Annotated in this window: 43 protein-coding genes; 6 read left to right on the top strand and 37 right to left on the bottom strand. The window is 70.5% G+C overall.

Features of this window, described 5'->3' with window-relative positions; genetic code table 11:
* The 27 genes from AB0D49_RS08190 to AB0D49_RS08320 all read right to left on the bottom strand — a co-directional run bounded on the left by AB0D49_RS08190 (position 1) and on the right by AB0D49_RS08320 (position 18,616).
* A complete protein-coding gene (locus AB0D49_RS08190; protein ID WP_362752697.1) occupies positions 1 to 354 on the bottom strand; it encodes a hypothetical protein in 354 nt (117 codons plus the stop codon).
* 55 nt (positions 355 to 409) lie between these two features.
* A complete protein-coding gene (locus AB0D49_RS08195; protein ID WP_362752700.1) occupies positions 410 to 1,711 on the bottom strand; it encodes a hypothetical protein in 1,302 nt (433 codons plus the stop codon).
* Between the two features lie 2 nt (positions 1,712 to 1,713).
* Positions 1,714 to 1,902: a ribosomal-processing cysteine protease Prp gene (locus AB0D49_RS08200; protein ID WP_362752703.1), complete on the bottom strand. Its 189-nt coding sequence runs from the start codon at positions 1,900 to 1,902 to the stop codon at positions 1,714 to 1,716.
* Positions 1,899 to 2,588, bottom strand: coding sequence for a hypothetical protein (locus AB0D49_RS08205; protein WP_362752706.1), 690 nt, complete (start codon positions 2,586 to 2,588; stop codon positions 1,899 to 1,901). The genes AB0D49_RS08200 and AB0D49_RS08205 overlap by 4 nt, the downstream gene beginning before the upstream one ends.
* A 113-nt stretch (positions 2,589 to 2,701) precedes the next feature.
* A complete protein-coding gene (locus AB0D49_RS08210) occupies positions 2,702 to 2,938 on the bottom strand; it encodes a hypothetical protein (RefSeq protein ID WP_362752709.1) in 237 nt (78 codons plus the stop codon).
* Positions 2,935 to 4,806 carry a hypothetical protein gene (locus AB0D49_RS08215; RefSeq protein WP_362752712.1) on the bottom strand — a complete coding sequence of 624 codons (1,872 nt, stop codon included), beginning with the start codon at positions 4,804 to 4,806 and terminating at the stop codon, positions 2,935 to 2,937. The genes AB0D49_RS08210 and AB0D49_RS08215 overlap by 4 nt, the downstream gene beginning before the upstream one ends.
* Positions 4,790 to 6,229, bottom strand: coding sequence for a phage portal protein (locus AB0D49_RS08220; protein WP_362752716.1), 1,440 nt, complete (start codon positions 6,227 to 6,229; stop codon positions 4,790 to 4,792). Before AB0D49_RS08220 ends, AB0D49_RS08215 begins: the two co-directional genes overlap by 17 nt.
* Positions 6,230 to 6,242: 13 nt before the next feature.
* Positions 6,243 to 7,856, bottom strand: a complete 1,614-nt coding sequence (locus AB0D49_RS08225; RefSeq protein ID WP_362752719.1) for a hypothetical protein — start codon at positions 7,854 to 7,856, stop codon at positions 6,243 to 6,245.
* Positions 7,846 to 8,310 carry a hypothetical protein gene (locus AB0D49_RS08230; RefSeq protein WP_362752721.1) on the bottom strand — a complete coding sequence of 155 codons (465 nt, stop codon included), beginning with the start codon at positions 8,308 to 8,310 and terminating at the stop codon, positions 7,846 to 7,848. The genes AB0D49_RS08225 and AB0D49_RS08230 overlap by 11 nt, the downstream gene beginning before the upstream one ends.
* 216 nt (positions 8,311 to 8,526) lie before the next feature.
* Positions 8,527 to 8,892, bottom strand: coding sequence for a holin (locus AB0D49_RS08235; protein ID WP_362752724.1), 366 nt, complete (start codon positions 8,890 to 8,892; stop codon positions 8,527 to 8,529).
* Between the two features lie 284 nt (positions 8,893 to 9,176).
* Positions 9,177 to 9,536 (bottom strand): hypothetical protein, encoded by a 360-nt coding sequence (locus tag AB0D49_RS08240; protein WP_362752727.1) that lies wholly within the window; start codon positions 9,534 to 9,536, stop codon positions 9,177 to 9,179.
* A gap of 25 nt (positions 9,537 to 9,561) precedes the next feature.
* Complete coding sequence (locus tag AB0D49_RS08245) at positions 9,562 to 9,729, bottom strand: hypothetical protein (RefSeq protein WP_362752730.1); 168 nt, start codon at positions 9,727 to 9,729, stop codon at positions 9,562 to 9,564.
* Entirely contained in the window at positions 9,729 to 10,061 is a 333-nt protein-coding gene (locus AB0D49_RS08250) for a hypothetical protein (protein ID WP_362752732.1), read from the bottom strand. The genes AB0D49_RS08245 and AB0D49_RS08250 overlap by 1 nt, the downstream gene beginning before the upstream one ends.
* 9 nt (positions 10,062 to 10,070) lie before the next feature.
* The gene (locus AB0D49_RS08255; RefSeq protein WP_362752735.1) at positions 10,071 to 11,714 is read right to left on the bottom strand and encodes a glycosyl hydrolase family 28-related protein; all 1,644 of its coding nucleotides are present in this window, start codon (positions 11,712 to 11,714) and stop codon (positions 10,071 to 10,073) included.
* Positions 11,711 to 12,820, bottom strand: coding sequence for a hypothetical protein (locus tag AB0D49_RS08260; protein ID WP_362752738.1), 1,110 nt, complete (start codon positions 12,818 to 12,820; stop codon positions 11,711 to 11,713). Before AB0D49_RS08260 ends, AB0D49_RS08255 begins: the two co-directional genes overlap by 4 nt.
* Before the next feature lie 10 nt (positions 12,821 to 12,830).
* A complete protein-coding gene (locus AB0D49_RS08265) occupies positions 12,831 to 13,217 on the bottom strand; it encodes a hypothetical protein (protein ID WP_362752741.1) in 387 nt (128 codons plus the stop codon).
* A gap of 74 nt (positions 13,218 to 13,291) precedes the next feature.
* The gene (locus AB0D49_RS08270; RefSeq protein WP_362752744.1) at positions 13,292 to 13,534 is read right to left on the bottom strand and encodes a hypothetical protein; all 243 of its coding nucleotides are present in this window, start codon (positions 13,532 to 13,534) and stop codon (positions 13,292 to 13,294) included.
* A 125-nt stretch (positions 13,535 to 13,659) separates the two neighbouring features.
* Complete coding sequence (locus AB0D49_RS08275; RefSeq protein WP_362752747.1) at positions 13,660 to 14,043, bottom strand: hypothetical protein; 384 nt, start codon at positions 14,041 to 14,043, stop codon at positions 13,660 to 13,662.
* A 287-nt stretch (positions 14,044 to 14,330) separates the two neighbouring features.
* The gene (locus AB0D49_RS08280) at positions 14,331 to 14,570 is read right to left on the bottom strand and encodes a hypothetical protein (protein WP_362752750.1); all 240 of its coding nucleotides are present in this window, start codon (positions 14,568 to 14,570) and stop codon (positions 14,331 to 14,333) included.
* A gap of 171 nt (positions 14,571 to 14,741) precedes the next feature.
* A complete protein-coding gene (locus AB0D49_RS08285) occupies positions 14,742 to 15,278 on the bottom strand; it encodes a bifunctional DNA primase/polymerase (protein ID WP_362752752.1) in 537 nt (178 codons plus the stop codon).
* A 260-nt stretch (positions 15,279 to 15,538) separates the two neighbouring features.
* Entirely contained in the window at positions 15,539 to 15,700 is a 162-nt protein-coding gene (locus AB0D49_RS08290; protein ID WP_362752755.1) for a hypothetical protein, read from the bottom strand.
* Positions 15,701 to 15,772: 72 nt separating this feature from the next.
* On the bottom strand, positions 15,773 to 16,396 hold the full coding sequence (locus tag AB0D49_RS08295) for a hypothetical protein (RefSeq protein ID WP_362752758.1): 624 nt from the start codon (positions 16,394 to 16,396) through the stop codon (positions 15,773 to 15,775).
* On the bottom strand, positions 16,396 to 16,899 hold the full coding sequence (locus AB0D49_RS08300; RefSeq protein ID WP_362752761.1) for a hypothetical protein: 504 nt from the start codon (positions 16,897 to 16,899) through the stop codon (positions 16,396 to 16,398). Before AB0D49_RS08300 ends, AB0D49_RS08295 begins: the two co-directional genes overlap by 1 nt.
* A complete protein-coding gene (locus tag AB0D49_RS08305) occupies positions 16,896 to 17,429 on the bottom strand; it encodes a hypothetical protein (RefSeq protein ID WP_362752764.1) in 534 nt (177 codons plus the stop codon). Before AB0D49_RS08305 ends, AB0D49_RS08300 begins: the two co-directional genes overlap by 4 nt.
* 5 nt (positions 17,430 to 17,434) lie before the next feature.
* A complete protein-coding gene (locus tag AB0D49_RS08310; protein WP_362752767.1) occupies positions 17,435 to 18,226 on the bottom strand; it encodes a hypothetical protein in 792 nt (263 codons plus the stop codon).
* A 67-nt stretch (positions 18,227 to 18,293) separates the two neighbouring features.
* On the bottom strand, positions 18,294 to 18,461 hold the full coding sequence (locus AB0D49_RS08315) for a hypothetical protein (protein ID WP_362752771.1): 168 nt from the start codon (positions 18,459 to 18,461) through the stop codon (positions 18,294 to 18,296).
* Complete coding sequence (locus tag AB0D49_RS08320; RefSeq protein ID WP_362752774.1) at positions 18,461 to 18,616, bottom strand: hypothetical protein; 156 nt, start codon at positions 18,614 to 18,616, stop codon at positions 18,461 to 18,463. The genes AB0D49_RS08315 and AB0D49_RS08320 overlap by 1 nt, the downstream gene beginning before the upstream one ends.
* Before the next feature lie 205 nt (positions 18,617 to 18,821).
* Here AB0D49_RS08320 and AB0D49_RS08325 point away from each other — a divergent pair, with 205 nt between their 5' ends.
* Positions 18,822 to 19,121, top strand: coding sequence for a hypothetical protein (locus tag AB0D49_RS08325; RefSeq protein WP_362752777.1), 300 nt, complete (start codon positions 18,822 to 18,824; stop codon positions 19,119 to 19,121).
* Positions 19,122 to 19,139: 18 nt separating this feature from the next.
* On the opposite strand, the gene AB0D49_RS08330 is transcribed toward AB0D49_RS08325, so the two are convergent.
* From AB0D49_RS08330 to AB0D49_RS08345, 4 genes are all read right to left on the bottom strand, one after another.
* Positions 19,140 to 19,340: a hypothetical protein gene (locus AB0D49_RS08330; protein ID WP_362752780.1), complete on the bottom strand. Its 201-nt coding sequence runs from the start codon at positions 19,338 to 19,340 to the stop codon at positions 19,140 to 19,142.
* A gap of 130 nt (positions 19,341 to 19,470) precedes the next feature.
* The gene (locus AB0D49_RS08335; RefSeq protein WP_362752783.1) at positions 19,471 to 19,872 is read right to left on the bottom strand and encodes a hypothetical protein; all 402 of its coding nucleotides are present in this window, start codon (positions 19,870 to 19,872) and stop codon (positions 19,471 to 19,473) included.
* A 221-nt stretch (positions 19,873 to 20,093) separates the two neighbouring features.
* Positions 20,094 to 20,288 (bottom strand): hypothetical protein, encoded by a 195-nt coding sequence (locus AB0D49_RS08340; protein ID WP_362752786.1) that lies wholly within the window; start codon positions 20,286 to 20,288, stop codon positions 20,094 to 20,096.
* Between the two features lie 45 nt (positions 20,289 to 20,333).
* On the bottom strand, positions 20,334 to 21,008 hold the full coding sequence (locus tag AB0D49_RS08345) for a hypothetical protein (protein ID WP_362752789.1): 675 nt from the start codon (positions 21,006 to 21,008) through the stop codon (positions 20,334 to 20,336).
* 199 nt (positions 21,009 to 21,207) lie between these two features.
* On the opposite strand from AB0D49_RS08345, the gene AB0D49_RS08350 reads away from it, so the two are divergent.
* Positions 21,208 to 21,693 (top strand): hypothetical protein, encoded by a 486-nt coding sequence (locus AB0D49_RS08350; RefSeq protein ID WP_362752791.1) that lies wholly within the window; start codon positions 21,208 to 21,210, stop codon positions 21,691 to 21,693.
* Positions 21,690 to 22,235, top strand: coding sequence for a hypothetical protein (locus tag AB0D49_RS08355; RefSeq protein ID WP_362752794.1), 546 nt, complete (start codon positions 21,690 to 21,692; stop codon positions 22,233 to 22,235). Before AB0D49_RS08350 ends, AB0D49_RS08355 begins: the two co-directional genes overlap by 4 nt.
* 11 nt (positions 22,236 to 22,246) lie before the next feature.
* On the opposite strand, the gene AB0D49_RS08360 is transcribed toward AB0D49_RS08355, so the two are convergent.
* Positions 22,247 to 22,444: a hypothetical protein gene (locus tag AB0D49_RS08360; protein WP_362752797.1), complete on the bottom strand. Its 198-nt coding sequence runs from the start codon at positions 22,442 to 22,444 to the stop codon at positions 22,247 to 22,249.
* A gap of 65 nt (positions 22,445 to 22,509) precedes the next feature.
* On the opposite strand from AB0D49_RS08360, the gene AB0D49_RS08365 reads away from it, so the two are divergent.
* Both AB0D49_RS08365 and AB0D49_RS08370 read left to right on the top strand, forming a co-directional pair.
* Entirely contained in the window at positions 22,510 to 22,842 is a 333-nt protein-coding gene (locus tag AB0D49_RS08365) for a DUF6233 domain-containing protein (protein ID WP_362752800.1), read from the top strand.
* A 44-nt stretch (positions 22,843 to 22,886) separates the two neighbouring features.
* A complete protein-coding gene (locus tag AB0D49_RS08370; protein WP_362752803.1) occupies positions 22,887 to 23,096 on the top strand; it encodes a hypothetical protein in 210 nt (69 codons plus the stop codon).
* 57 nt (positions 23,097 to 23,153) lie between these two features.
* Here the strand turns inward: AB0D49_RS08370 and AB0D49_RS08375 are convergent, their stop codons facing one another.
* Positions 23,154 to 23,336: a hypothetical protein gene (locus tag AB0D49_RS08375; RefSeq protein ID WP_362752806.1), complete on the bottom strand. Its 183-nt coding sequence runs from the start codon at positions 23,334 to 23,336 to the stop codon at positions 23,154 to 23,156.
* 360 nt (positions 23,337 to 23,696) lie between these two features.
* Here AB0D49_RS08375 and AB0D49_RS08380 point away from each other — a divergent pair, with 360 nt between their 5' ends.
* Positions 23,697 to 23,984 (top strand): hypothetical protein, encoded by a 288-nt coding sequence (locus AB0D49_RS08380; RefSeq protein WP_362752808.1) that lies wholly within the window; start codon positions 23,697 to 23,699, stop codon positions 23,982 to 23,984.
* A 242-nt stretch (positions 23,985 to 24,226) separates the two neighbouring features.
* Here the strand turns inward: AB0D49_RS08380 and AB0D49_RS08385 are convergent, their stop codons facing one another.
* The 4 genes from AB0D49_RS08385 to AB0D49_RS08400 all read right to left on the bottom strand — a co-directional run bounded on the left by AB0D49_RS08385 (position 24,227) and on the right by AB0D49_RS08400 (position 26,508).
* A complete protein-coding gene (locus tag AB0D49_RS08385; RefSeq protein WP_362752811.1) occupies positions 24,227 to 24,664 on the bottom strand; it encodes a hypothetical protein in 438 nt (145 codons plus the stop codon).
* Entirely contained in the window at positions 24,661 to 24,906 is a 246-nt protein-coding gene (locus AB0D49_RS08390; RefSeq protein ID WP_362752814.1) for a hypothetical protein, read from the bottom strand. The genes AB0D49_RS08385 and AB0D49_RS08390 overlap by 4 nt, the downstream gene beginning before the upstream one ends.
* Positions 24,907 to 25,144: 238 nt before the next feature.
* Complete coding sequence (locus AB0D49_RS08395) at positions 25,145 to 25,420, bottom strand: hypothetical protein (RefSeq protein WP_362752817.1); 276 nt, start codon at positions 25,418 to 25,420, stop codon at positions 25,145 to 25,147.
* Positions 25,417 to 26,508, bottom strand: coding sequence for a hypothetical protein (locus AB0D49_RS08400; protein ID WP_362752820.1), 1,092 nt, complete (start codon positions 26,506 to 26,508; stop codon positions 25,417 to 25,419). Before AB0D49_RS08400 ends, AB0D49_RS08395 begins: the two co-directional genes overlap by 4 nt.
* Positions 26,509 to 26,536: the final 28 nt, after the last annotated feature.

The raw sequence follows: 26,536 nt of genomic DNA on the forward strand, positions 1-26,536 counted from the left end.
TCAATCGGCCTGGTCGGCGAGCTTCTCCAGCTGCTTCACCAGCGTCGAGCGGGGCTTGTCCCGCGCCTGCTCCTCCGTGAGCGCTCGTGCGGCTCGTTCTTGGTTCTCGCCGACCCAGGCCAGAACGTCGGCAGCGGTGCCGTCGATGTCCAGCTCGTCGTCGGGAGCGAGCTCCCCGTCCGGGGCTTCCCTGGCGGCCAGCCACACGGCTGCCGCGTCGTCTACTGGCTCTACGGCCGACCCGGCCTCCAGCAGGAAGAGCGCGAGCCCACCAGACACCACCTGGTCCTTCGCCAGGTCAACGAGCCCGTAGTTGTAGTAGGGGCTGCATGTCTCCAGCACCTTCACACGCATGAATTCCTCCTTCGTGCCGCCGGGAAGAAGGGGGCTTCTCCCCGGGTAGGCAGGATCAGGCGTGCTCCAGGACCACGGCGCGCTTGAACAGGGCGGCGTCGCTGTTGGCGAGTGAATCGGACGGGACGCCGTAGTCGCCGACCCACGACCACGAGGTGGAGAGGGTCTGCTGCAGGCGGTCCTGCGGCGGCCTCACGATCCGCGCGACCTCGACCCCCGGCGCGACACCGATCATGGAGATATCAGGGACGTCCTCGACGCCCGTACCGCTCAGCAGGGCGCCGATGCCCTCGAAGGGAGCCGCCACCAGCGCGCCCCCGCCCAGGACGATCGGCCGGTGCACCGTCACCGTGCCCGAACTGCCGCCCAGCAGGGTCGGGCACTCGTTGTTGCGGACCCAGTCGATACCGCCGAACCGGCCGATGGACAGGTCCCGGTAGATCGGGGAGTCGACGCGTCCCTGCAGGGCCTGCTTGAAGTCTGCGTCGGAGAACAGCTGGGCCTCGGTGTCCGGGTCGATGTGCGCGACGTAGTAGCCGCCGACCGTGGGGACGTTCATCTTCCGCAGCCGGGTGACGGCCGCCCGGAACATCGCGAACGTCGCGACGTTCGAAACGGTCAGGTCGTAGGCCGTGTCACCGGTCGGACGGATCGTGGTCGGGGCATTGGCGGCGACCACATAGTCGCCAGCCGCGTCGACGCGGGCCGTGCCCAAGGTCAGCGTGTTCGTGCCAGCGTTCACCCCGGTCACGGTGTTGGCGACGCCCTCGATCGTGACGCCCAGCGGGTTCGACGCCGACACCGCAGTGGGGACGCCGTTGACGAGGACATGCGTGAATCCGGCAACGGAGTTCACGATCATCGACGTGTCGGAGGAGCCCGCGGTGGTCACCCAGGTCCGACCGCCGGAGTAGGCGCTGTACAGCTTGTTGCGGGCGATCTGGTTCAGCGACTGCCCGGCGTTGATCCCGAGGGTCTGCACGTCCGCGAGGAACTTGGACGCCAGCGCCATGCTGCTGGTCAGCATGTTCGTGTCGACCGCGAGACCGTACTGGTCCATCGTGACCGACCACTGCTCGATGCCGTAGGTGGCCGCAGACGTGTCGCTGCCGGTGATCGGCGTCGTCGACGGGGTCAGCAGGCCCTTGCGGGTCATCGTCTTGGTGTCGCCGAGACCGCCCTGCCACGGCTCGGAGTCGGCGATGGCCGGGAAGATGAACTCCGGCCGCAGAGCCTCCTGGAACACGCGGTCCAGGATGCCGTTCTGCATCATCGCGCGGATCGCGGCCGGGACGGTCGACCGCACATCGTGGCGGTCGAGCCGGAACCACGGCTTGGCAGCCGTCAGTGTGGTCATGTCTACTCCTGTGTGATCTCGACGGACACGAGGTCCGGGTACTGCAGGGCGTACTGCTCCATGCCCAGCAGGGCTGTTTGGGTGATGGCCGTTATCGCGGCACAGACCCGGCCGTCCTCGGCGTGCTCCTCGTGACCGTCCACCTCGATCGAGGTGAGGCCCTCGCCCAGCCGGGCGCGGACTCGGATCACGGGCGCAGACGGAAACCGGGAATCGACCTGGCCAGCTCGGCCTCCAGGTCCTCACGGCTGGCCGTGCGGAAGTCGGCGGGCGGCTCGGGCGGCCGTGCGCCCTGGCCCGGGTCGGGCTTCGGGGTCTTCTTCACGGGCTCCCCAGCAGCCCGGCGCAGGTGCGGCTTGCGGTCCAGCAGCGCGTCGAGGTCAGCCGAGATGGCCCCGGTGTCGATCTCCCCGTCGCCGCCGGTGTAGGCCGACAGGTCCAGGAACGCGGCGGCGTCCTCGGGGTCGGCGAACTCGGCCGCAGCAGCCTTCACCTCGGCGAGGACAGCGCGCTTGGTGGCCTTCGCCACCTGCTCGGCGAGCCTTTCGGCCTTCGCCGTAGCCCTTTCCACCTCGGTTTTCTGGGCGTCCTCGAAGTCCTGCACCTTGCGGGCCAGTTCGTCGGCGCGCTTCTTTTCCGCTGCGGCCAGACGGCGGGCGTCGGCGCGCTCGCGCTTCATCGTGTCGAGGGCCTTCTTGCCCGCGTCGCCGAGGTGCTCGGCGCCCTCCGGATCGGCGGCGTCCGGGCCCGGCGCCGGGTCGGGGTCCGGCGGAGTGGGCTCGGGGTCCGGCTGGGGGTCGGCAGGATCGGGGTCGTCGTGGCGGTCGAGCTGGAACCAGTCCGCGCGAGCGGGCCAGCGGGTGCGGTTCGTGTGCATCAGCGGTCTCCCATTGCGGGGGTAGGCATCCGCGCGTTGCGCGCGGGCATGAGAAAGGCCCGGACCGGGGGGCCGGTACGGGCCTGAAAACTGAGGCGTGGCGGGGCGTGGGGTCAGGTGTCGCGGCGCTCGCGCCGCCGACGGCGCACGGGCGGCGGCTGCCCGACGGGATGCCCGCGGTCCGGGTCCAGCCCGGACATCCGGCGCACCTCCTGGACGTAGGCCCACGACTCGTCGGCCGGAGTGTCGTCGTCCTCGGGTTCGCGCCCGTCATGATCAGCGATCCACTGCCGCCGGTACGCGCCGATCGCGCGGTTCAGCGCGACGACCTCCTCGCTGTGCTCGCTCACAGGTACTTCACCCCGTTCCATGACGATCCCATCAGCACCCGCTTGCCCAGCCAGGAGTCGGCGGCCGTGTGATGCGGCAGGCGCCCCAGATCCGCGATCTCGCCAGGCGCCGGGAACCCCGGGGACCCGAAAGGCTCATCGTGCATCCGGCGCAGCAGCGCCTCCCCGTCAGAGTACGCGTCCTCCGCCGACTCGTACTCGTCGTCGGGCGTGCCGTCGTCGTCCTTGTGCTCCTCCAGCCAGGACTCCAGCGCGTCCAGCTGGCGCTCCAGCCGCTCGGCGATGTTCTCGGCCTCCTCGGCGGAAGCGAACAGGTAACCCTTGGCCGCCCAGACGTAGCCGCCGTTGTCCATGCCCGCGTTCAGCTCGATCCGGTGGGCGCCGGAACGGCGGTACCAGTCCTCCAGATGGGCGTTGACCGCGTTGGAGAACCCCCGCCGACGAAACGGCGCCCCAAGCTCCAAGAGGTCGTGCTTGGCGTAGAGCCTGCCCTGCTCGTCGCGGCGGAACGTCCGCCAGATCTCCCCGGCCAGCTCCCCGTCCCGCATCACGTTCGCAGTCACCATGACCCGGTTCGCCGCAGGGCGGACCCGCGTGACCTCCACGGTGAACCCGGCGAAGTCCCCCGCGAACAGGGCCCGCAGACCGTCCTCCAGCCGGGCGACGTCCGTACTGCCGCCCGCCACGGGCAGCAGATCGCCCATCAGCGGAACCTCGTCCCCGCCCGCCGCGGGCCCCGGGGCAGAGCCGGGCGGTACCGGCGGCGCCCCGCCCGCACCGCCCGCGCCTGCGGGCGGGGGCGCATTGCGGGAGCGGCCTGCGGGCGGCGGGGACGCCGTACCGCTGGGGCCGTCGCGGAGGTAGCCGTTGCGGGCCAGCAGCCGGATTGCGTGCGCCCGGTCGCCATCTGCCAGGCGGAAGATCTCCTCAGGCATCAGCCGCGGTGTCGTGACGGTACGGAGGTAGCGAGCCGAAGTCGCCGTCCCGTGCCTCTGACCGGCGAACCGGGCAAACTGATCGCCCGCGCGCGCCCGGCGGCGGCCGTACAATCCGCGGCGCGTCGTACCCTCGCTCGTCGCCTGGACCTCACGGCCGTGGACACTCGCGGTGCTCATGCCCCGGCGGGCGTTCACGACCTGGCCGACGTCACCGCCCTCGCGGATCGCCCGCGCGCCGGCGACCGTGAAGACGCGCTGCTGCTGCCTCGCATCGAGCCGGTCGAACAGCTGCTGCGGCGTCGGCACATCGGGCCACTCGCGCTCGGCCAGCGGCAGGGTCTGGCAGTCGCAGCGAGGATGCCGCAGGAACCCCTCGCTCTGGCTGTACATCTGCCCGGACAGGACGATGCACCTGCTGCACGCAGGCAGCCGCACGACCCGCACATACGCTACGCACGACGGCGTCGCCGTCATCGCGGCCTGGTCGGCGGCACGGGCCGTGTCCGCGATCGCCGTCGACACGTACATGCTCATGTCGGCCAGGCCACCGATCATGGCCTCGGCGGGCGGCAGCCCGGCCGCCAGACGGCGCCGTACGCCGATCGCGGGCAGGAACAGCAGCGACTCCAGCGGGCCCCCGCCGGGCGCGAGCCCGCTGAAAGCGCGGGCGTCCAAACGCCCATCGGCCGCCGGGCTGGCCCCCTGGGCGATCATCTGGGCAGCGATGTACACCGCGGCGGCGTCCGCGACGCTGATCTGCCCGGCGATCGTGGCGGCGGCGATCGTCGCTCCCGCCTCGCCGAGGAGGTCATCCTCGATCCGGTCCGGCGACAGTGTGCGCCATAGCGCCTGAATCTGCGCGATGATCGCCCGGATCGTGGAGGTGACCTGCTCGTAGTGAGAGCGGGCCAGCTCAGGCGGCGTCGCCACTGGCAGTCTCCGGCGGCTCCTCGCCCTCCGGCGGTGGCTCCTCCTGGCCCGGTTTCGGCCCGAACAGCGGGGTCACGTCACCGGCAGCCAGGCGCCGCAGCGCGTCCTGCGCGGTCCGCTCGTCCTCTTCCTCCATGCGCTCGATCTGCGCCTGGGTGTAGCCGAGGTCCTCACGGGTCTGCCGCAGCGGCACGATCTTCGCCTGGAACTTCTTCACCGCGGCGTCGGCGGCCTGCGCCACGGTCGGGGTCGACGCGTCCCGCCACATCGTCTCCAGCGACCGGGCCTCGTCGGACCAGACACCGTCACGGACCCGCATGACAAGCCGCATGACCCGCTCCCACGTCCCGCCCCACGACCTCTGCTTGCGCTCCGCTCTCTTGACCAGCCGAGACTCCGAGGACCGGATAGCGTCCGCCGACGCCGGATTCTCCGTGGCGTAGCCCAGGAAATGCGGCGGCAGCCCGGACAGGGACGCCACCAGCCTCGCCAGTTGGCTGATCGTCTCGTGGAAGTTCGACAGCGACGCCTCAGGGAACTGGACGACGTCCGCCCCGTCCTCCTTGCGATTTCGCTCGGTGGCCCACATCCGGCCGATGATGCGGCTGAAGGCGGAGACCTTCCTGCCGTGCTCGTCGACGAAATCCTCTTCGCCGAACCCGAAGGCGACCCGCCTCGGAGTGGCGTGGTACTCGGCCGACACCATCATGTCCGTGGCGATCTTGCATGCGGCGTCCGATAGCGGGATGACATCCTGCAGTTCCGACACGCCGCCGCGGCACTTCAGGCGAGGACGGTTCGCGAGCACCTCGACAGGCGGCTCGCCCAGGTCGTGCTGGTCCCGCTCATGGTCCGGGTCCTCCTGCCATTCCCCGGCATCCTTCACCCACCAGACCGTCACGTCCGGCAGATACAGCGCGGCGTGGTCGATCTTGGCGCCGTTCTCGCCATCTTCACGCCACCGCTTGACCGCCGCATTCACCTTGCCGGTACGCGGATCGAACTCCGCGAACATGTCGAGCGCGGATTCCACCGTCACCAGCGGGGTGTTCGGATCGTCCGCGTTCGCGCCCACCAGCACGTACGCGCGGCGCATCACCAGCGCGTCGAGATGCCCCTGCTGCGACTGCTCGTCGAGATCGTTGGCCTGCCAGATCCGCCACAGCTCCTCGTCGGCCTCCGCCTCGCCAGGGAGGCGGAAGCCGACGACATCCAGGCGCTCCTCAATGCTGTCGACCACCAAGCGCGGCCAGTTGATGACGACCTGGCGGACCTGATCCCGCAGCTCCCGCTCCAGCTCAGGCGCCATGTACGAAAGCGGCTGACGGCCCTCGTAGTAGGCATTCAGCAGCTCCAGCTCCCGCTTCTCCTGGTCGTGGCAGGAGACCAGATGCTTCAGCCACTCAAGGTCGGTGCGCTCCACAGCTCACCTCGCTTCACCGCAGAATCAGCATCTTCGACTTCTTCTTCGGCCGGGCCAGCCCTGCGGCTACCGCATCACCGGCGGCCTCGTGGGCGAGGATGCTCGGAATCGCGGCGTCGATCTTCTGCGCCGGGCTCGCCTTCGCGAGGACATACCGGCCGCCCGTCCGCGCCGCCTTACGCGCGTTGCGCACATGCACGGCGGTGATCGGACAGCCGTCGTGCCGGAACGGCGAGTCCGCCTTCGTAACGTCCGTCAGCAGCCGTTCCGCCGCCGCGTGCATCTGCACGACCCGATACGTGTACCAGCGCACCACGCGCTTCTCCCCGTACTTCTCGGCAGCCGCATCGATCTCCGACTCCCAGTACGGCGGGTCCGCGTAGAACCGCAGCACGTTGAAGCGCGTGAACACCTCGTCGATGGCCGCAGCGACCTCAAGCCGAGGAACCTGCCCGCCGTAGTCCGCCGGATTCCAGATCGTCGGCAGCCCGTCCGGCCCGAACCCTGGCGTGAACTGGTAGCCGTCCAGCGTCTCCAGCCGCAGCGCCGTGTGGTCGTCGATATCCGAGCCGTCGAAACCGGCCACCACATCCGTACCGTCCGGAACCTCGCGCAACTCCACCAACGCGTCCCAGGCGTCGCCGTTCATCCACGAACCCGAGCCGTACACGATGCGGTTCCCGAAGAACCGCTCCGCCTGCTCCGGGTCCTTCTCCATCAGTTCCGCAGCCTCGGCCTCGATCGCGTCCAGGTCGACATGCATCGATCCCGCGTAGACGTGCCGATGGATCTTCCGGCGCTCCGCCTTGTTCTTGTACGACAGCGACGCCGGCGGCACCCGATGGAAGCGGAAGATGTCCGCCACCTTCGACTCGGCGGTCCGCTGCGCCACCGAGTCCTCCGCCGGATTGAACGCGTTCGTCGTCTCCATCGTCCGGCCGCCCATACCGGCCGCACCGCGGCGCTGCGTCGTCGCCACCCGGTCCATCTTGTTCGTGACCGTCCACAGCTGCGTCTCGTCCTGCAGCACGAACGTCACTGGGTTACCCAGCCGGGACTGGGCGGAAGACGTGACGACGTCGATCCGACCGTCGTTCGGCAGCCGGATGAACTGTTCCCCGACCCTCATCAGCTCACCAAGCGGACCGTTGCGGATCATCGACTGGAGCGGGCGGTAGACGTTGTCCGTCTGCTCCTCGCTGAACGCCGTGATCTGCACCAGCGGCGTCGGCCACGGCCGCGCCATCGGCTCACCCGGCTCGTACTCGTACAGCCATCCGCAGCCGCAACCCCAGTCCCGGCAGTCGTACGCCTCGCCCCCGCGAGCCCACCCGTCGAACACGGCAGGACCGACAGCTTCATTCGCGCAGACCGCGGCCGTCCACGGCCCCTTGCCGGTCTTCTGCGGCGCCACGCACTGCGAACGCCGATAGTGGAAGGCGGGCGCCAGTTGGCCCCGCTTGGCATCCGGCTTGATGCGGTAGAAGTTCGCCGTGCACCACAGCTGCCAGTCGTACATCTCGAACGGGTCGCCCTTGCGGAACCCGTCCGGCACGACGCAGTGGTGCTCGATCCAATCGCAGGCCACCCACAGCGTCGGGAAGTCGACGACGAACTCATTCTCCATCGCCCGGGACGACCTTCAGGCGAGACCTCGACGACGGCTTCGCCGCCGGCGCCCGCCCGGAACGCCCAGCCGGGGCAGCCTCCTCAGCTGTGATCCGCCACCGGTTTGCCCGCATCCCCGGCGTCGTCAGTCCGAGCGAGTCGCCCATCTGCCGCACGAGCGTCGACAGGTTCACCCGCGAGTCCATCAGCTCCGCCTCTGTCAGGCGCCGCACATACAGCGCGACCTCGACGTCCTGGCCGTACCGCTCCCACATGAGGGCTTGCGGCTTCCGCCACAGGTCCGCCCACAGCTCCGCCTCGCGGGTGCTCTGCTCCGTCAGCGGCCAGCCGGGCGTCGCGCCCTGGCGGCCCTCCGCAGGCAGCACCGTCCACTCGCCGACATCCCTGTCCCGGCGCAGTGCGTTCGGGTCGGGGGCAGGACCGGACCGTGCACGTGCTCCACCACTCGCCATATTGATCACTCCAACTGCCGCGTTGCGCGGCGAGCACACCGGCGCCTTGCGCGACCGGCGGAGGCCACCTCAAGATCAATTTGGACATTTTGATCTTGACCGACCAGACAGAGCCCTCCCCGGCGGTCAGGCCGTGATCAGCCCGGAGGGTCCTCCCCCACCCCTGACCTGCACTTTCACCCGCCACATGTCTCTGACCTGCGGTTTTGTGTGCTTTCAGTCTTCGCGGGCGTTCCAGCCGCCCGGCTGGTGTCTCGCCGTCTCCTGCGAGTGGCATGCCGCACAGAGACCGCGCCCGTGCTGGGGATCGTTGGGGTCGAGCCCCGCAGCCTGGAGTTCCCGTCTGCTGCGGGGGTGGTGGTCTGCGTGCTTGCTGGGTGCTTGGTGGCAGGCCACGCAGACCGGATCGCGGGCGAGGACTGCGGCGCGGAAGCGTCGCCGGTGCTCTGTGCCGTAGCCGCGCTGGGCGCTGGTGCCTCGTTGCTTGTCGGCCTTGGCGCGGCAGTCGGGGCAGCGGCCTCCGGTTGTGTACTCGGGGCAGCCTGGTGTGGAGCAGATGCGGAGTTCTCGGCCGCGTGCCACGGTGCTCCTCCTGATCGGTCACGGCTGTGTCACATCGCCCCGATGGTGGCGCGATCGGTGGTGTGATCGCTTCCCGGATCGGGGCGTGAGTTGGGGGATGGCATGGCCAGTGGTTGCCGTGATTGTCGGACGTGCACGATGTCGTGGATCGCTCGTCAGGGGCGCCACTTGCTGTATCTGTTCACGTTGTCGTGGCTGGTGAAGCCGGTGTTCCTGAAGTGCTGTCCGCAGTGCAAGCACATGATGGGCCGCCATCAGCGCCGCAGGGACGGGTCGTTCCAGGACTAGGCGGGCCGCTGTAGGCGCTCGTTCCCGAGGGCCGCTTGCGCCTTGCGGATCTCGTCCTGAACCTGCTCACGGAATCTCTCGAACTCGCCCTCGATGTGGACCTTGAGGAAGAGCGGCTTCCCGTCCTCATCGAGCGGCACCTCGTTGGCGGGGATGTCGATGGTGTCCTCGAAGACGAGGACAGCGCGGGCGCCGATCTTCTCGGCCACGCCTTCGAGAAGTGGCAGGGGCGTCGGCACTGGGGCGTCGGGGCCGAGGACGTAGCGGGCGGGGGTGTACTCGTCCACGACGAGGACGAAGGGTGGCCGGTCGTCGCCGGTGCCTTCGGGGAGTTCGAGGATCTGGATGCGGGCCATTGCGGGTTCCTCTGCGGGTTGGGTGCTACTCGGTGAGTTCGCGTCCGTCGAGCGAGTGGTGAGTGATCACCCACCCGATCGATCCGTCGTCGCGCTTCACGGGCCTCGGTGTCGGCCCGCATACGCAGTTTTCGCCGTTCTCCACGTCGTGCTCAACGAGGTCGGCGACCGGGTAGACGTGGAAGGCGCTCATCAGACGCGGATGGCGTTGATCGTCAGCTCGGCGTTGTCGGCGTTGTAGGCGAGGGTCTTGCCGTAGTCGTTCGGGGAGAACGGACCGAAGATCTGCGTCTCGCCCGCCGGGATGGTTTCCGAGCGCACGGGCGCGGTGAGCCCGTCGACGGACACTGTGGTCTGGAAGCTGATGGTGCGCGCGGTCGACGAGGCGTTGGTGTTCTTCACGATGAGCACGACGCGACCGTCGTTCGCGGTGCTGTTGCCGTTGGCGACGTCACCTGCAGTCGCGGCCGGGAGGACGGTTCCAGCGCGGGACGCCTGAACGGCGGCGATGTTCGTGCGGGGCATCGGGGCTCCTTAGGCGGGCTCGACGATCAGCCAGGCGACCGACCCCGTATCGGACGCGCTGGTCGATCTGATGGTGAAGGACGTGCCCGCGGTACGCGAGAACACGTAGGGGCTGCCCGGGGTTCCTCCGGGCGCCTGTGTCGTCAGGTAGATCCGGCTGGTCGCCGTGACGGCCGTCGTGGTGACGGTCACGCTGGTGGTGCCGTTCAGGGTGGCGGTGCCCATCTTGGCGTTGGTTCCTTCGGCGACGAGGAGGCCGCGGCCTGAGGTTGCGATGCGGAGGTCGGCGGTGGAGAGGGTGAGGCGGTTGGCGATGTCTCGCGCGAGTGTGATGTCGGTAGCAGCGGTGCCGCTTCCCCACGTGTGGGTGCCTGCCGCGTTGAGGGTGAATCTGGAGCTGGTGTCCGATCCGACGCGGGTGGAGAAAGCGAAATCGCCTGTGGCGGAGCCCCGCATGGCTACTGCGGCTGAAGAGCCGGACCCGCCGATGTTCACCTGTGTTCCGGTGGGCAGAGAGATGCTGCCGCCCGACGCATTCTGCACCGCAGCGGGGTTGGAGATGTAGCCCTGCACGGTTGAGCTGGCGAGTACCCGGTTGCCCCAGTCCAGCACCGCAGCGGAGCCGACGGGTTTGATGGCCCAGTCCGGGTTGTTGGGGAGCCCGTCGTAGCCGAACTGTGTGGCGAGGACGGTCACGGCTCCGCCCGTTGCCGAGATGTGCGGATAGGTGTTGTTCGTCTGCTGCGAGTTCGAGTGGAACATGCAGCCGACGACGGTCACGGCTCCGCCGCCCTGCACTACGAGACCGGCCTGTTTGTGCCGGTCGATGCCGCAGTTGACGAGGGAGACCTGGTTGACGTTGTCGCAGATGATGCCGTTTCCGTCGGATGACCAGATGTCGCAGTTGCTGAGGTGCTCGACCGAGCCGCCGATGTAGACGCCGTTGCTGCCCGACAAGCCGATGAGGACAGCATCGAGGCCCCCGTCGGCACCGGAGAGGGTGACTCCGTTGTTGCCGGACCGCATCACCCAGGTCCGGGTGATCTTGACCGCCTGGCGGCCGGAACCGATGAAGATCCCGTCGTGCGGCGAGTTGTCGAGGTAGCAGTCGTACAGGTGCCAGGACGTGTCCTGCGCACTGGCGGCATCGATGTGGACGATGTCGCCGCTGGTGTTGTTCGCCTTGTTCCCGTCGAACGCCAGGTCACTGATCTGGACATTGTTGATGCCGTCCGCGCCGACGATCAGATGCCCGTTGGTACCGGTCCTCAGCTTCAGCGTGCTGGATTGGGTGGCGGGCACCGGGTAGGCGTAGGCGGAGCGGGTGAGCCCTCGCAGCACCATGCCCAGCCGGGCATGGAGCGTACCGACCGCGTAGATGCCGGGCGGGAAGTACGTGACGCCGCCCGCATCGATGGCTGACTGGACCGCGGCGGTGTCGTCGGTCGTGCCATCGCCGACGGCCCCGTAGTCGCGGACGTTGGCCAGGTTGAGGTCCGGAACGTCGTCGGCTTCGGCAAGGCCGGTGACGTTTCCGGCGCGCCCATTGACAGAGGTGACGAATCCGGCAGTGACGTCAACGACACGCGAGGGCTGGCCGCCAGTGACTTCGATCTTGTCGACTGCCTGTTCTCTGGTGACCTGAATCCTCACCGGGTCACCTCCGGGGAGACGACGGCGCGCCCGTTGAGGAGCCGGACAACGGTGCCGCCTTGGTAGACCTCCAGGTCCCACACGCCGTTGCGGGTGAGGGTCTGCGTCACCGTGGCGGGGAGCGCGAGCCTGATGGCCGCACCGATGATCGCCAAGTGCGGGGTGAGGTCGAGGAGCAGTTCGCCGCTGTCCGCTGGCGCGGACCGGATCTGCGCGCGGGCACCCCAGCCCACCCAGGTGAAATCGGGATCGTCGACGACGGTGTACGTCTGAACGAACGTCGAGCCTTGCTCGATGTACAGGTCCCAGTCTCCGGCGGTCAAGGAGGCCACCTCCGGGAGGTCCGTGTCGGTGGCGTCCGCGGTGAGCGTCGCCTGTCCGGTAAGGAGGGCACCGGCACGGGCGGAGAGTGCGGTCGGCGCGCTCAGGGTGCTGGTCGCGCTGAGGGGGGCTGTCGCGTGGGCGGCGGCCGAGGGGGTGGCGGTGAGGCTGGTTTGTGCCGACAGGGTTGCTGCGGCGGGTATGACGTCCCCGTTGCTGAGGGTGTTGAAGAGGTCGTACTGGGCGTCGTCGGGGGTGCCTGCGTCGCGGTGGGCGGAGAGGTCGAGGGCGCAGGTGTCGACGGCGGCGGCGATCCAGGCGGGGCTTGTGGCGGTGCGGCGGTTGGTCCACGTCGACCCGTCGGGGCTGGTGTCCCAGTAGACGTTGGTGCCGTCTTCGTGCAGCCGGAGGAAGGCGTGGGCGACGGGGTCGTGGGCGATCTCTACGGCGTCGGGGTCGAAGTATCCGGAATCGCTCTGCATGCGGAGCAGGTCGCCGACGGCTTTGATGGTGAAGCCGATTCGGGTTCCGGCGCCGTCGCCGTTGACGAGGACGCCGCAGTACGCCTCGGTGGCGCCGGTCCCGTCGGGGACGGAGGTGATCTTCACGAAGAAGGATGATCCTGCGAATGTCCAGGCGTAGGCGGTCTGGAGTCCGGCGAAGCCCGTGGTGCAGGGGACGTGGGCCACGCCGCCGCTTTCGGATACGCCGCCGTAGGAGTTGCCCCAGTCCGGCCCGATCGTGCCGTCGTTGAAGTTGTCGACCAGGTCACTGAGAGACGGCATGCGATCCTCCCTACGCGAGGGAAAGGGTGAGCGATCCGGCGGTGAGGCGGAGTTCGTCCCCGGCATCGACAGTGCGGGGAACGGACAGCGGCCCGTACCAGAGGCGGACGGGACCGCCTGCGGAGTCCCAGACTTCTACGCCGACGACGGTCGCCGCGGGCATCCCGGTGAAGGAGAGATCCGCGGAGTTGGACGTGGCTCCGCCGACGGCGGCGGCGACGGCGAGGTTCTGCCGGGCGTAGGAGCCGCCGGTCGCTTCGGTGCCTGCGGTGGTGTCGGTGCCATTGACGGTGACGAGGGCGACCTTGAGGGGGGTGGTCGGCCGGGTTGGGGTTCCGACGCCGTTGATCCAGTCCAGCATCAGGTTTTCGGCGGTGTTGGTGAGATTGTCGGCCACGCGGCCTCCTTCGTCGTGGGCGCTGCGTGGGGTCCCGCCGTCCGTAACGGGGGAGGTCGACGGACGGCGGGAGATCAGGCCGCGCGGGGTGCGCGCTGGGGAGCGGGGCGGTAGCTACGGGCCCGTTCGCGGACTTCGGGGAGGGCGTACATGGTCTTGTACTCGTGGCCCTGGCCGGTGAGCCTGCCGTCGCCCTGGAAGCGGTGGATCTTGCCGCGCCTGGCCCACTGCCGGATGACCTGTCCCGGTACCCCGGTCGCTTCGGTCGCTTCGTGCTCGAAGACGAGATCGTCGGGGTACAGCTCGCGCGGGTCCATGACAGCCTCCCCCCGAAAATGCAGAGAGCCCCCGGCCGGAAGCTGGGGGCTGAAGTAGCTGCGGACACAGGAGTGTTCCGTTGAGGGCACTGTGACATACGTGCGATCTCGTTCGCAAGCGGGCTCTACGCGGCCCTGGCAGCGAGCGGCAGGTCGAGGACTTCGGTGCGGGCGTACTGGGTGTCGCAGCCGCGGCAGCGGGCGCCGGGCGTGGACACAGTGACGCGGAGTACGGCACCGCACGGGCAGTTGACGGAGATGGGGCGCTCTCGGCGCTCCCCGGTGATCTGCCGCTCGCACTGCCGGACAAGGGCGTGAACTTCGTCAGCGAACTCACCGAAAGCAGGGTGCGTGCTGGCGGCCCATTCAAGGTTGGTTCGCAGAGCACGGACGACCTGGTCGAGCTGCTGCTGGAGTCCGCCCTGCCACCGGGGGTGCCGCCATCCGAGGTGCTCATGCCAGTCGGTCAGCCAGCTCTGAAGAACGGTGACGACGCCGCCGCGAGCCATGAGGGAAAGGGGTTCGAGGCGGATGGGGAGTGGTGCGGTGCGGGAGCCGGAGATGTGGGCTACGTCTCCGCTGCGGCCGGGCGCGAGGACGTGAGCAAGGCGCGCGTACAGGCCGTCGCGTCCGGCAAGTTGCCTGAGGGCGCTATCTGTGTGGTCCTGGCAGGGGCGGCAGGCGATGCGGCCGAGTTCGTGGTGGTGGAGGGGGCGGCCACATGGGCAGGTGGGCCATTGGTAGCCGTTGGGCGGCTCAGCAGGTTCTGGGTTGGCGGGGTTGGTAGCCACAGGCGTCATCGATCCGTTACCCCAGTTCGCTCATTCGCGTTCTGGATTGTTTGGAAATCGCGATCTTCAAACAGGTCCGCCAACGCCTCCTGCACATTCACCGCCCTCAGGTCGCGCGGAGCGAGGACCCGCACGATGCCGATGACGGCATCCACCAGGCCAACGGTAATTCCCTCTTCCGAACGGCAGTTCTGCATTTCCTCGTCGCTAGGTTCAGCGCCGAGTTCTGGGTGGTTGGTGGCCACAGGGTCCCCTCGTGCAGCGCGAGCGTTACTGGTTGATCTGGCTTGATGGTAACGGCGCGCGCAACCGGGGCCTGGTGGAGTGGCGGCTGTCTACGTCCTGTCGTACCAGCTCCCGGCCACCTGAGCGGGTGATCGGCGTGGCCGGGGCTTCCTCCACACGGACGCCGGGAGCTACGCGGTGGTGAGCCGGTCGGCGATCCATCCGGGCAGCCGGGCCAGCGGGACGTCATGGCTGATCACGTAGGGGATGCCCCCGACGATCGAGCCGGGCCCAACGACGTAACCCCCGCCGCGCCGGCCGGGCCCGCGCACGTCGATGCCGTGCCCGAGTGCGGTCGTTCCTCCGGAGCTGCTGCCGATCGTGCAGTCCGCCGGTACCCGGAAGTACAGGTGGCAGCCGCCGCTCGGCGTGTCCACGGTCAGCGTCTCAGGCCACGGCTCACCGAGCCGATCGGCCAGAGCGGCGAGCACGGCGCGGCCTTCGACGGCGCCCTTGACGTCGAGATCCAGAACGACGGCGCCCGACGCGCGGCAGCCGACGCCGATGTTGCGGTCGCCCGCGAGCAGCTCGGGCAGCACCTCCGGGTTGCGGGTGGCGAGTCGCTGCCATCCGGGCTCGGGCACCCGCCCGCCCGGTGGGAGCGGGACGACGGCCAGGCCGCGGGCGATGAGCGCCGCGGCCTGGCCGAACCGGTCGTCAGAGGTCACTCGTCGTCCTCGCAGACGCATTCGCCGTAGGGGTCGCCGCCGCCCCCGGCGCCGCAGTCGGGGCAGGCGTTGGGGTCTGTGTCGTCGATGTCGTCATACATGAGGTGGCCTTCCTTCGGCGGTGTGCTGGTCAGGGGTTGGTGGTGGGGCGGGCGCCTCTACCTATATCCGCTGGGTGCGGAGTTGCCTTCTACTGCGCGTTGTTGTCGAAAGTTGAGGCTGGCGTGACGGGTGGGACTGGCGCCCCGGGGGCCGCTGCGTCAGAGTTCGCCGCGCTTGCGCAGTTCGTCCAGGCCGGTATCGATCCCCCAGTGCGCGGCATCCCGCGCTGCAGCAGACAGTTCGGGGCGGTCGATCTCGGCACGCAGCCGTTGGATCTCGGCCTTGATATCGGCGCTCGACATGAGGTCGTATCGCTTCACGGTGTCCTCCAGGGGTAGATGGCCGGTAGATCCGGCGGCAGACGGTGGTAGATGACGTGGTAGACGTGCAGGTCACGCGGCGGTAGACGGCGATTCGCCCGGCCTGGGCGCCGCAGCCGGGGCAGGGGCCAGATCGACGCGCCGGACGCCCCTCGTCGGCCCCTTCCCGCCCGCTTTGACCTTGAGGTGGACGGGGATGCTCAGACCCTCCAGGCAGGCGCGCAGATCGGTGACCGTCCAGGAGGCGGTCAGCGCGGCGGTGTCGGGCCGCTTGCGGAGGTGGTCCAGGACGGTGGAGAGGTGGACCGCGGAGTCGGCCCCGATGAGGATGTCGAGGAGTTGCCGGATCGTCTCCCCGGAGGCGGGCAGCAGGGCGCCCTCCGCGGGTTCTTCGGCGGCCGAGGTCGAGGGTCTTCCGGCTCGCCAGGCGGCGCGGAGCCACCACCCGACGACCAGCCACATCAGCCACGGCAGCGCCCGCAGCACCGCCCACACCGTGTAGGCCAGCACCCCCAGCAAGGCGAGACGGACGAGGGGGCCGAGCGCGGCACGCCAGCCGGTGAGGTCGGTACGGCGGCCGGCGCGTACCCATGCGGTGACGGCGTCGGCGCGGGTCTGCCAGACGATGCTGCTGCCGCGGCCGAGGCGGTCGGCGGTGGTGGTGCGGGCGGCCCAGAGGGCGAGGCGCCGCCGCATCACAGGTTTCCGGTGGAGAGCAGCTGGTAGCCGCGTGCGCCGACGGTGTTCACGGCTTCGGGCCACCAGCTGAGCAGTTCGGCTACGCCGGGGAGGAATCCGAGGATCGCGAAGGTGACGAACCCGCCGACGATCCTCCTCTTGTCCGGTTTGCCGGAGGTCTTGTGGAGGAGGGCGACGCCGACGAGGAGGAGGCACACGACGACCCCGCCTTCGGGGGTGAGGGTGCCCATGCTGCCGGTGGGCATGGTCGCGGCGCCCGAGGTGCCGGTCACCTTTTCGACGCTGGTGGTGCCGCCGCTGGTGGCGAGTGCGGCGATGCCGGAGGCTCCCCAGCCGAGGGCGCCGCCTGCGCAGATGGTGGCGAGGGAGCCGAGCCCGGCACCGGACGCGTACGGCAGGAGCGCTTTGGGGTCCTTGCCGCCCTTCCACCAGGGGCGCAGGTTCAGCCAGAGGATGGCGAGGGCGATGGCGACGCCTCCTAGAGACAGGGCGACGTTCATTTCTGGACTCCGGTGATCATCTGGATGGGGTCCCACCAGGACAGGGCGCCGAGCGCGCCGATGCCGGTGACGGTGAGGGCGAAGAGGCGCAGGGGGCTGCCGCCGCGGCGGACGATGACGGACACGGCGAGGGCGAGCGGGACGGCGCCGAGGCTGTATCCCCAGCCCGCGCCGAAGGAGTCGCGGGCGAGACCGACCGTGTAGTGCCACGTGGTGGCGGCCGAGTAGCCGGTGCCGGGGATCGGGAGGACTGCGGTGGTGAGGCCGATGGCGGCGTGCCAGGGGCGGATGTAGCGGCCGAGCCAGGCGGTGAGGCGTTCCCAGCGGGAGGGTTCGGGTTCGGGGGGCGTCCAGGTCAGCACGATCTCGTGCGTGTGGTGGACCTGGGCGACGGGCGGCGGGTCGGGTGGCGGTGGGACGGCCGGTGGCGGTGGTCGCCAGGGCGGGGCTTCGCGGGGTGCGGGCGGCCGTGCGGGGAGCGCTGCACCGGCGGGGATGATCCGGGTCGGGGTGACGGGCTTGTCGTTCATGCGTCTCACCCGACCGCTGCTGCGTTGGGCAGCGTCTCGGGGTCGTACATGGCTCCGCGTGAGGGGTCCACGAACGCGGGACGGATCTTGGCGCGGTCCTTCCACGTGCGGACGGTTGAGACGCTGACCTTGTAGCGGTCGGCGACCTCGCGGGTGGTGAGGAACCGGTGCGTCTCACGGCTGTCCCGGTCCGTCTCGGCGGCGTGCGGGACGATCGGCAGGAGCCGGGCGCCGGGAGGTACGGCGCGCTCCCAGGGCAGGGAGGGTGCGAAGGCCGGTGCGGCGTGGGGTGCGGGTGCTGGGACGGGCGTCTCGCCAGTGCGCGGGACCGGGGTGGCGGCGAGGTGCAGCAGGTGCCCGAAGACCAGAGGCGGGACGCACGAGACGATGACGACGAGCCACAGGGGTGTGCGAGGTGAGCTGGACAGATGCCCGGTGACGAAGGCGTGTGAGACGGGCTGGGCGGCCATGGCTGCGCCGAGTGAGACGAACGCGCCGACCACCGCCGAGGTCTTTCCGGGCGATCCGGCGGGCCGGTTGGAGGCGACGGAGGCTGCGATGCCTGCGTAGGCGGCGAGGACGGCGGCCATGCCCCAGGCGAGACGCCCGTCCCATCCGGCGAGGACGGCGAGGTGGTGTTCGCCGGGTGCGCACATGATGAGGACGACGACGGCGACGATGGGGCGGCCGGCGTTGGTGAACCAGCGGACCCACCAGGGGGCGGGGTGGGACGGTGGGTGAGACGGGCGTCCCGCGCGGGGCGTGCGGCGCGCGTGGGGGCGGCTCAGGGTTTTCACGTGCTCCTCCGGGAGCGGTGGCCGCCCCCGTGCGGGGGTTGTCACGGGGGCGGCCGGTCTGGGGTGGTCAGCCGTTGTGCTGGCGGTAGCGGCGCGGCATCTTGGCACCGGCTTTGTCGCCGTCGCGGTGGACGCGGGCGCGGTGGTTGGCGCGGCGCTGCGCGGCGAGGTCGGCGGCGAGCTGGGCGTCGTTCCCGGGGGTGAGGCTGCGGAGCACGTCGCGGAGGCGGCCCATCAGTGGCTGGTCCAGCCGAGGCGGGCGCGGATGTCGGCGCCGTTTCGGTAGTCGGCTTGGCAGGCGTCGACGGTGGCGGGCTCTCGGAGGATCTCGTTGGTGCGGGGCTCGGGCGGTGGGCTGGGCTGGGGGCTGGGCTGGTCGGTACGCTCCATGGCGGGCCTGCTCCTTTGATCGCTTTGGGGTGGGTCCGGCCCCCGGTCCGGGATCGCCAAATCAGCGGACCGGGGGCTTTGTGCATCAGCGGGAACCGGGTGCGGCTCCCTCCGGCTCAGCACGTTAGACCCTAGGGTCTATGCGATGCAAGACCCTAGGGTCTAAAGTCGGGTTGTCGCGCTCCACGGCACGGAGGGAGCGTCAGTGGACGAGCAGGTCGAGGAGGTGCGTCGACTCTTGGAGGCGATCGAGCGTCTGGAGCAGATGCAGGACGACGAGGCGTGCGCCAAGGCGGTCACGCAGGTACTCGATACCTGGCCCGACCATCACGCGCGCCTCCGAGAGCTGCGCCAAGCGCGGGTCCAGCGGATGAAGGACTCCGGGATGACGTGGCAGCAGATCGGCGATGCCCTCGGCGTGCATCAGACGCGCGCGCAGCAGATCGCGAAAGGGCTGCGGGGCACGAAGCGGCCAGCGAAGAAGGAGGGCTCGTCGGACGGTTGATGCGGCCGTAGCGCAGGTTCAGCGCCGGGCGGCCAGTCGGGCAAGCATCCAGCGCGCACCCACCGCCAGCAGTCCCGGCTCATGGAGGATCTCGTCGTCCGGGGTGAGCCCATGGTGCGCCCGGTCGCGATGCTCGGCGCGGTCGGTCTTGGCGTCGGCGCGGGAGCCGTGGCGGCGACCGTCGGCGGCGCACGCGTGGCAGCGGTAGCGGTACGGCACGACCGGGACGCTACCGGGTCAGCGCCGGGCGCGGGCGGGGTTCCGGGGAGCGGGCCCGTCCCGGTGCATCACGCCGGGACGGGGCACCAGCAGCAACCCGACTGTCTAGTCGTTGTCGGATGCCGCGAAGCTACCGTCCGCCACTGACAATCGGCTGTCGCAGCGGAATGAGATCCACGACCGCCCACACTTGACGGCCCTCCACCGTGGACTCCGTGCCGCAGCTGACCGCCCCCAGCTCGCGCAGGCGCGGCAGTGCACCGTCGTCCAGGGCGGGCGGGTGCGGCTGGTGGCTGAGGGCGAGGACGAGGAGCTGGTGGGCCTGCTCGGCGAGGTGGAGGCTGACGCGTCGGCCGCCGTCGGCTACGACCGTGGTGACGAGGTGGCGGACGAGGCTCTCCAGGGCGGCCGGTGCCGGAAGTCCCCAAGCGGTCAGCTGACCGGTGACCGTAGCGACGGCATTGCCGGGGGCCGAGCGGGCGGCCCAGGGCTGTGCGTCGAGGGTCCAGTTGGCGCCGCGCCTGTTCTTCATGACCGGCCGCCCGCCCCTACCTGCCCCCCGATGGGCGGGCAGTGCCGACTCCATCCGGGTTTGCGGCCGTGGCGGGGATAGCGGGCGCTTCGGCGGCGGGGGGGTCTTCGGCGGGTAGTCGGGGCGCGGGTTGGGAGTGTCGGTGTCCGGTGTTCCCATGGGAGCCTCCGGGCGCTGGGTGACTTTCCGGTCGCCCATCGTAGCGGTCCAGGGTGGAGCGGTCAGCGGCTTCCGGCAGGGTAGTCAGGAGTGCGCCGTGTCGACAGTACGTAGGCGCCGGTGGGCGAGGCGATGCGGCTGGATGCGGGGCGCATGGCGATGTCGATGCGGCCGACGCGCATGAGGGGCGGTCCGGGGTAGTGGCGGTCGAGCTGGTTGAGTGCGCGCCGGGCATTCGGGTAGGGGCGGTGGGCCATGATCGGCAGGATGCCACGGCGGCAACGCCCCCTGCCTCCCCTACGTCAACCCGGCGCCCCGGCCCGTTCCTGCTGAGCGCGATCACGCCGCCACTCCCGGCACCCGGTCCCTCGGCAGCCGGGCCTCGGCACCTCCGTGCGGGAGTCCCCCCGGTAGCCGCCGCCCGTGCCGCACCGCGGGTCGCCCTGGCCCAGCACGCACAGGGCCCACCCTGCCTCGTCCATCCGGTCGGCGAACGCCGCGTCCCACGCCGCCCGGCCGTGGACCTGGCCCGGCGTCACCCCCACCTCGGCGGCGGCTTCGGCGACGGGCGTGGCGCCTCTGATCAGGGCCACGAGCAGTATCCGCTTGTCCGCCGGGAACGCCTCCTCGGCGAGCGCCCTTCGCCGCTCCCGGCTGTCCGCGGTGTGCGCGCTGACGCAGCCCTTGCACCGGCAGCCGACCCGGTACAGCGTGACGGGCGTGAAACGGCTGTGGTCGTACGTCACCCGGATCGGCCGTCGGGCGAGGCGCAGCAGCTGCGCGCCGGTCCATGTGCGGACGCGGCCACCCCGGCTGTGAGGGGTCACACGGCTGCCGGGGAGCCAGCCGTAGTCGGCCATGCCGGTCACGCTGGAGACGGCCATTTCCATCAGCTCGGCGAGTTGCCGGACGGTGTAGGGCCGGGCGGGGTCGATGCGGTCTGCGTAGTCCGCGAGGGGGTGGGTTCTGGTCGGCATGTCGCATTCCTGGGCAACTGCCCTTTGGGGGCGCGGATGGGGAGCACCCCGCGGATGCGGGGACCAGGGCACCCCCGCGTATGCGGGGCCGAAGGTGGCCAGTGTGGCACGGGCCGCAGGGGTGCGGTAGCGGACCGCCCTCAGGGGTTGAACTGTACAGTTCGAGACTGTACAGTCTTAGTTGACCGAGGGAGGTCCGATGAACACCACCGCAGCCGCCGTCCAGGCCGGAGTCACCGTCCCGACCATCCGCACCTGGTGCCGATCGGGCGCCGTCGCCGCCACCAAGACGGCCGGCCGCCGGCGGGTCATCGACGCCGCTTCCCTCGCCCGCCGTATCGCCATCGGCGCCATGCGCGCCGCCAGGAGGACCACCGTGGACGACACACCGGACTACGCCGCCCTCGCGGCCGAGGCCCGCGCCCTGGCCGCCAGCCTCACGCCGCCGCCCGGCTGCCACCCCGCCGACCGCGAGGGGGGGCAGCGCGACCGCGCCAGCGGCAAGCACCGGGCCCGCGGCGCCGCCAGGCGCGCCGCGATGGGCTTCGAGGACGCCGCCGCCCAGGCCGCCGAGCAGCCCGCCACCGAGCGCACCCGGTGGCTCGCCGCCGAGCTGCGCCTCCACGCCATGGCATCCCTCGAATCCGCCCGCCGCCGGGCCGCGAACCTCAGGAGCATCGGATGACCGAGCAGACGGAGTACTGGACCGCCCAGCAGTGCGCCGACAACTGGGGCATCGCTCTCAGGACATGGCACGGATACGTCGCCCGCGACCAGGCCCCCAAGCCCTGGCGGCACGAGGGGCGCACCCCGCTGTGGCTGGCGGACACCGTGCGGGTCGAGGGCGCCACCCGGCCCCGCGCCGGGCTCCTGGCCGACATCCGCCTGCCGCTCACCGACGTGCTGAGCCCGCTGCGGGTGGACATGACGCTCGCCTTCGACAAGGACAGCCCGGCCGAGGAGCGCGAGCGGTCCGTCACCGACGCTCTGGACACGCTGAAGGCGCTGCGTCAGGTCCTGGCCGAGGTGCGGGAGGTCGCCCGCAGCCGGGCTGAGGCCGAGTACGAGACCGCGGAGCGGTCCGCCGACCCGGGCGCCCAGGACCGGAGCGAGGTGTGGACCGCGCTGGCGGAGGATCTGCGCCGTGTGGACGCGGACCTGGACCGCCGGCGCCGCGCCTTCTACACGGCATCCCACCCGGACGAGCCGGACCCCGTACACCCTTGAGCCGGTGCGGATCATGCCCCGTCCGGCCACTCCGTCAACAGGGCGCCGGTCGTCTCGTCCACGAGTGTGATCTTCACGCCAGGCCGTCCGCCGTACTCGCCGATCCAGTCGATGGCCTTCCGCCGGGCGGTCGCCTCGCTGTCCCACCAGCCGTGCCGCGCCGGGCGGCCGTCGACCGTGAGGAGCAGGTGGTAGCGGCCGGGGTCCACCTGGCCAGCGTCTCCCGGAGTACCTGATCACGCATGCCGGACTGACCGGGCATAGGATCGAACATGTGAGCGAACCGACCCGGCTGGACCTGCTGCGCTTCCTGCTGCGCGTCCAGGAGAGGGACCTCGCACGTACCCGGCGGTGGATCGCGGACGAGGAGCGACGGGAGGCGGAGGAGCAGCGTGGTGCCGCGGCCCGGCCGGAGCCGCCGGACTGGCTCCTGGAGCACGGCATCAACCGGGCCGCTGCGCCTGTCGCCGTGCACGCTGGCGCGTGTCACATGGCCGGGCCCCGCTCGAAGGGGGTGCCGGTCGACGTGGCCCGCCGGGCGCTCGCTGAAGGCGTCCCCGCGTGTACGCACTGCCGTCCGGACACCGAGCTGGGGATCATGGACTGACGCGCCCGCGTGCGCGCCAACGGGGTCGGGATGACCCTGGGGGTATGGCCGCGATCCGGGTGATCGTCCAGCCGCCGTCGCCGACGGGTGGCCGGATGGTGCGGGTGGGCGGCGAGATCCTCGGCCTCGCGCACAGCCTGCGGGATGTGGCGGAGTTCCTGCGGCGGGCCGGGCTGAAGGTCGACCCGGATGATGTGCCGGATCTGCCGTGGATCACCTGGCGGGGCGGCGGTCCGGACGTGTGGGGGCGCTGAACGCGCAGCGCCCGCCCCGCAGGGTCGCGGGGCGGGCGCCGGCTGCTGCGGTCCGGGTCAGCCGGCCCGGCGGGTGCGGGTCGCCCAGACGGTCCCGGCGGCGGTGGCCGCCCAGAGGGGCCAGCAGGCCCAGAGGGCTGCCGGAATCCATGAGGCGTCGTCGCGCTGGACGGTGGCGTAGGCCAGCAGGGCGGCGGTCACGGCGAGTCCGGTGAGTGTGATCCGGTACGGGGTGGTCATCGTTCTCCTCTCGCGTTGGTTGTGCTGTGGCAGGGGGGTGCGCGATTCTGGGGGGCGGGGCCCGGAGTTGTCGTTAGCATCTCCGGGCCCCTTTTTCAGCGCCTGCGGTGTCGGGCCTTGCGGCTCTTCCGCTTCGGCTTTCCTCCGCGTCGTACGGTCACGAGTAGTGCTGTGGCCGAGATGGTCGCGGAGATGGAGCCGAGGATCACGCTGATCTCCCCTGGGGTCATTCACCCCCCTCTCTTGAGTTGTTTGCCTTGGGGTTTCCCCCTTGGCTTGTGACTCCAGTTTATAGAGGGGGTCTGGAAATTTCAACCCCCCCTCTAGAAATTCATGCAGGCAAGCCTCTAACCTGGGGATATGACAGACACCCACACAGCCACACTCGCCCGCATTCAGCAGCACATCACGGACGCCGCCGCCGCGATCACCGCCGAACTCGACAGCGTCGAAGACCCCGTCGCCCGGCAGGCACTCGCCGCCGAAGCGCAAGCGCTGCTGCCCGAACTCCAGCGCGCCGTCAAAGCGCACCGCTCCGCCACAGTCGCCGAACTGAAACAGGGCCGCACCCTCGCGCAGGTCGCGGAGATGATCGGCGGAACGACCAGCCTCGTGGACCAGATCCTGAAAGTGGGGGCGAAGAAGTAGCCGGGGCGCCGGCTGCCCGCTCGGCTATCTCGCCGGCTGGTGCTCGGGGGCCACGATTTCGCGCGGCAGACGAGCGGGCTACGAGCAGGATGCCACCGCTGTCAAGCAGGGCCTGGAGGTCTGTGGCACGCCCCGTCGTCGTGCTCAGGCGGCGAGGACGATCAGCCAGCAGACGACCGTGACCAGCCAGAGGGCGGCGTTCGCTACGAGGAACCAGCGGGGCACCAACACGGTCCGCATGGTCATTTCTCCTTCTGTCGGCTGATCCGGAGCGACGGCCGTCGTCCTGCTGCCCGTTCGGTGGTGACGGTGTAGCCCGCCGCTCGTAGAGCGTTGGCGTACTGGTCGAGGTGGTCGGTTTCGTCGGGGCCGTCGTGCCAGACGCGGGCCGTGGTGGGGCTGGCCTGGGTGGCGCGGTGGCCGGGTTGCCAGGAGGGGCCGGTCAGAGCGTTGGTGTGGCCTTGAGCGGTGAGGGTGCGGGCGATGACCGCGGCGACCACTCGGCAGTGCATGGCGGCTCCTTGGGGTGTGCGCTGTAGGGCGCGTCGGGTGGCGCGGTTGGGCCAGGGGTCGGGGGCGGCGTCGTCCACCAGCTGCTCGCCGCGGACGAGGTACTGCTCCCAGGTGACACCCGGGGCAGGCGTGTGCTCGCCCCGGGGCGCGTACGACGGGCTGGTCACTGCTGCTCCAGGGCGTATCCGGTCCGGCGGGGCTGCCCGTCGCGGGTGGTGGGCGTGGCGTGGAGTTGGGTCGTCTCGATGGCGCGCTGGCGTGTGCCCTCCCCGGTGGGGAGGACGGTTTCCACGGTGGTCTTTGACCATCCCCACGCGGGGAAGCCGGGGCCGCGGCGCACCACGCGGATACGGAGTCCGCTGCCGTTGCAGGCGCGGTAGGTCTGTCCGGGTTCGATGCGGTGGGTCACGGCTGCTCCTGGGTGGTGTGGTGGTCGGCGGCCGCCCATGCGGGGGTGCGAACGGCTGTACGCCCTCCTGTGGAGTGAGTGGCCCCTCGGGTGGTGCGGGAGGCGCGTGGGCGCCTGTGGGGCGCTGGGAGCCGCCGCCGCGCCCCGCGTTGAGGGCGTAGCGGCCACGGCTGGCCTTGATGCCCGCACACGAGTCCGGAGACCGCGAGCACCGAGACCGCGAACAAGCCGACGTCGATCACTGCGGGGCCTCCGCGTTCACGGTCGGGTAGAGATCGGGGTGGGCGAGGCAGGCGTCGACCACCAGCCGGATTACCTGCGAGTCCTTGGGGCAACCTTCCGAACGGTCGCGCATGAGGCCCTGGACGTAGCCCATGACGGCGGCGTCGTGGACGAGGCCGCGCTCGTAGTCGGTGAGGCGTTCGAGGAACGCGGTCACGGCATCGGCGTGTTGGCGGTCGCGCTCGGCAAGGTAGGCGATCAGCGGGGCAGGCAGAGCCGCGGCCACGGTCACGCCTCCTTCGCGGGCGCAGCATCGGCGTGGCAGGGGCAGTGTGGCGGGCAGGCGGTTGGGGTGCAGATGCAGTTCTTCAGCGCCTCGTAGCGGCTCGGCCTTTCAGTCGCGGGCGCGGCAGCACCGGGCGCGGTGAGCGCCCGGACGGCGGACCTGTACCGGCGGGCCTTCGCCACGGTCGCTGTGTCCCAGCCGTGCCGGGCAGCCATCTCCTCCAGCGTGCCGTGGGTGCAGGTGTCGTCGTGCTCGGTCTCTTCGCAGTCCCAGCCGCACAGGACGGCCCACAGCCAGGCGTCGACCCGGTAGGTGCCCCAGTCGCGGCTGCTTGTCGCGATGAGGGTGTGCATTCCGTCGAGGGCGGCGGCCAGCGTCTCGGCGTCGGGCTGCTGCTGCGCCCCGGCGGCGGGCGTGTCCGGCGGTGTGGTGACGATCTGTGCCGGGGTCCCGGTGGCCGTCATGCGGTCGATGCCTGTCTCCGTGAGGCCGGTGTCGTCCGGCTCCGGCTGCTGGGCCTCGGCGGCCATCCGGCCGATGCCTTCGGCGAGCGTGGCGTAGGCGCTGCGGTAGTACGGCTGGAAGGTGGCGCGGGCGAGTTCCCAAACGTGCTGCTCCACGTCCCGGAGCGCGGCGGCCCGGTCGGCGGGCGCGGGCAGCACCGGCAGCACTGCCTCGGCCTCGCCGTAGTGGTGCTCGCTCGGGGGCACCCTGCCGGACAGCCCGGCATTCCAGTCGTAGCGTGCGATCGCCACGGCGATGCGCTGGCGGAGGGCGGCCCGGTCGGTGGCGGGCGCCACCCCGGCAGGCTCGTACTGCCCAGCGAAGTCGTCGGCGCTGAACTCGTACAGGCCCTCATCCAGCTTCACGACCCAGTCTCCGGGCTTCAGGCCGCGCCACGTCCCGTGTTTCCCCTCGCGGACGGCGGCGGACTCGTCGGGGTCCTCGACGCGGTCGTCGAGGTCGATCTCGTCGAAGTCGGGCCCGCAGAAGGCGCGCAGGGCCGCGGCGTTGCTACCGGTCCACTGGACGGCTTCGACCTCGGCGGTGCGGTGACGGTAGCGGGCGGTCTCGGTCGGGTCGGGCTGGGTCATCTCGGCTCCAAGTCGGGTCGGTAGGGTC

The organism is Streptomyces sp. NPDC048290 (assembly GCF_040652095.1).
Taxonomy (GTDB): Bacteria; Actinomycetota; Actinomycetes; order Streptomycetales; family Streptomycetaceae; genus Streptomyces.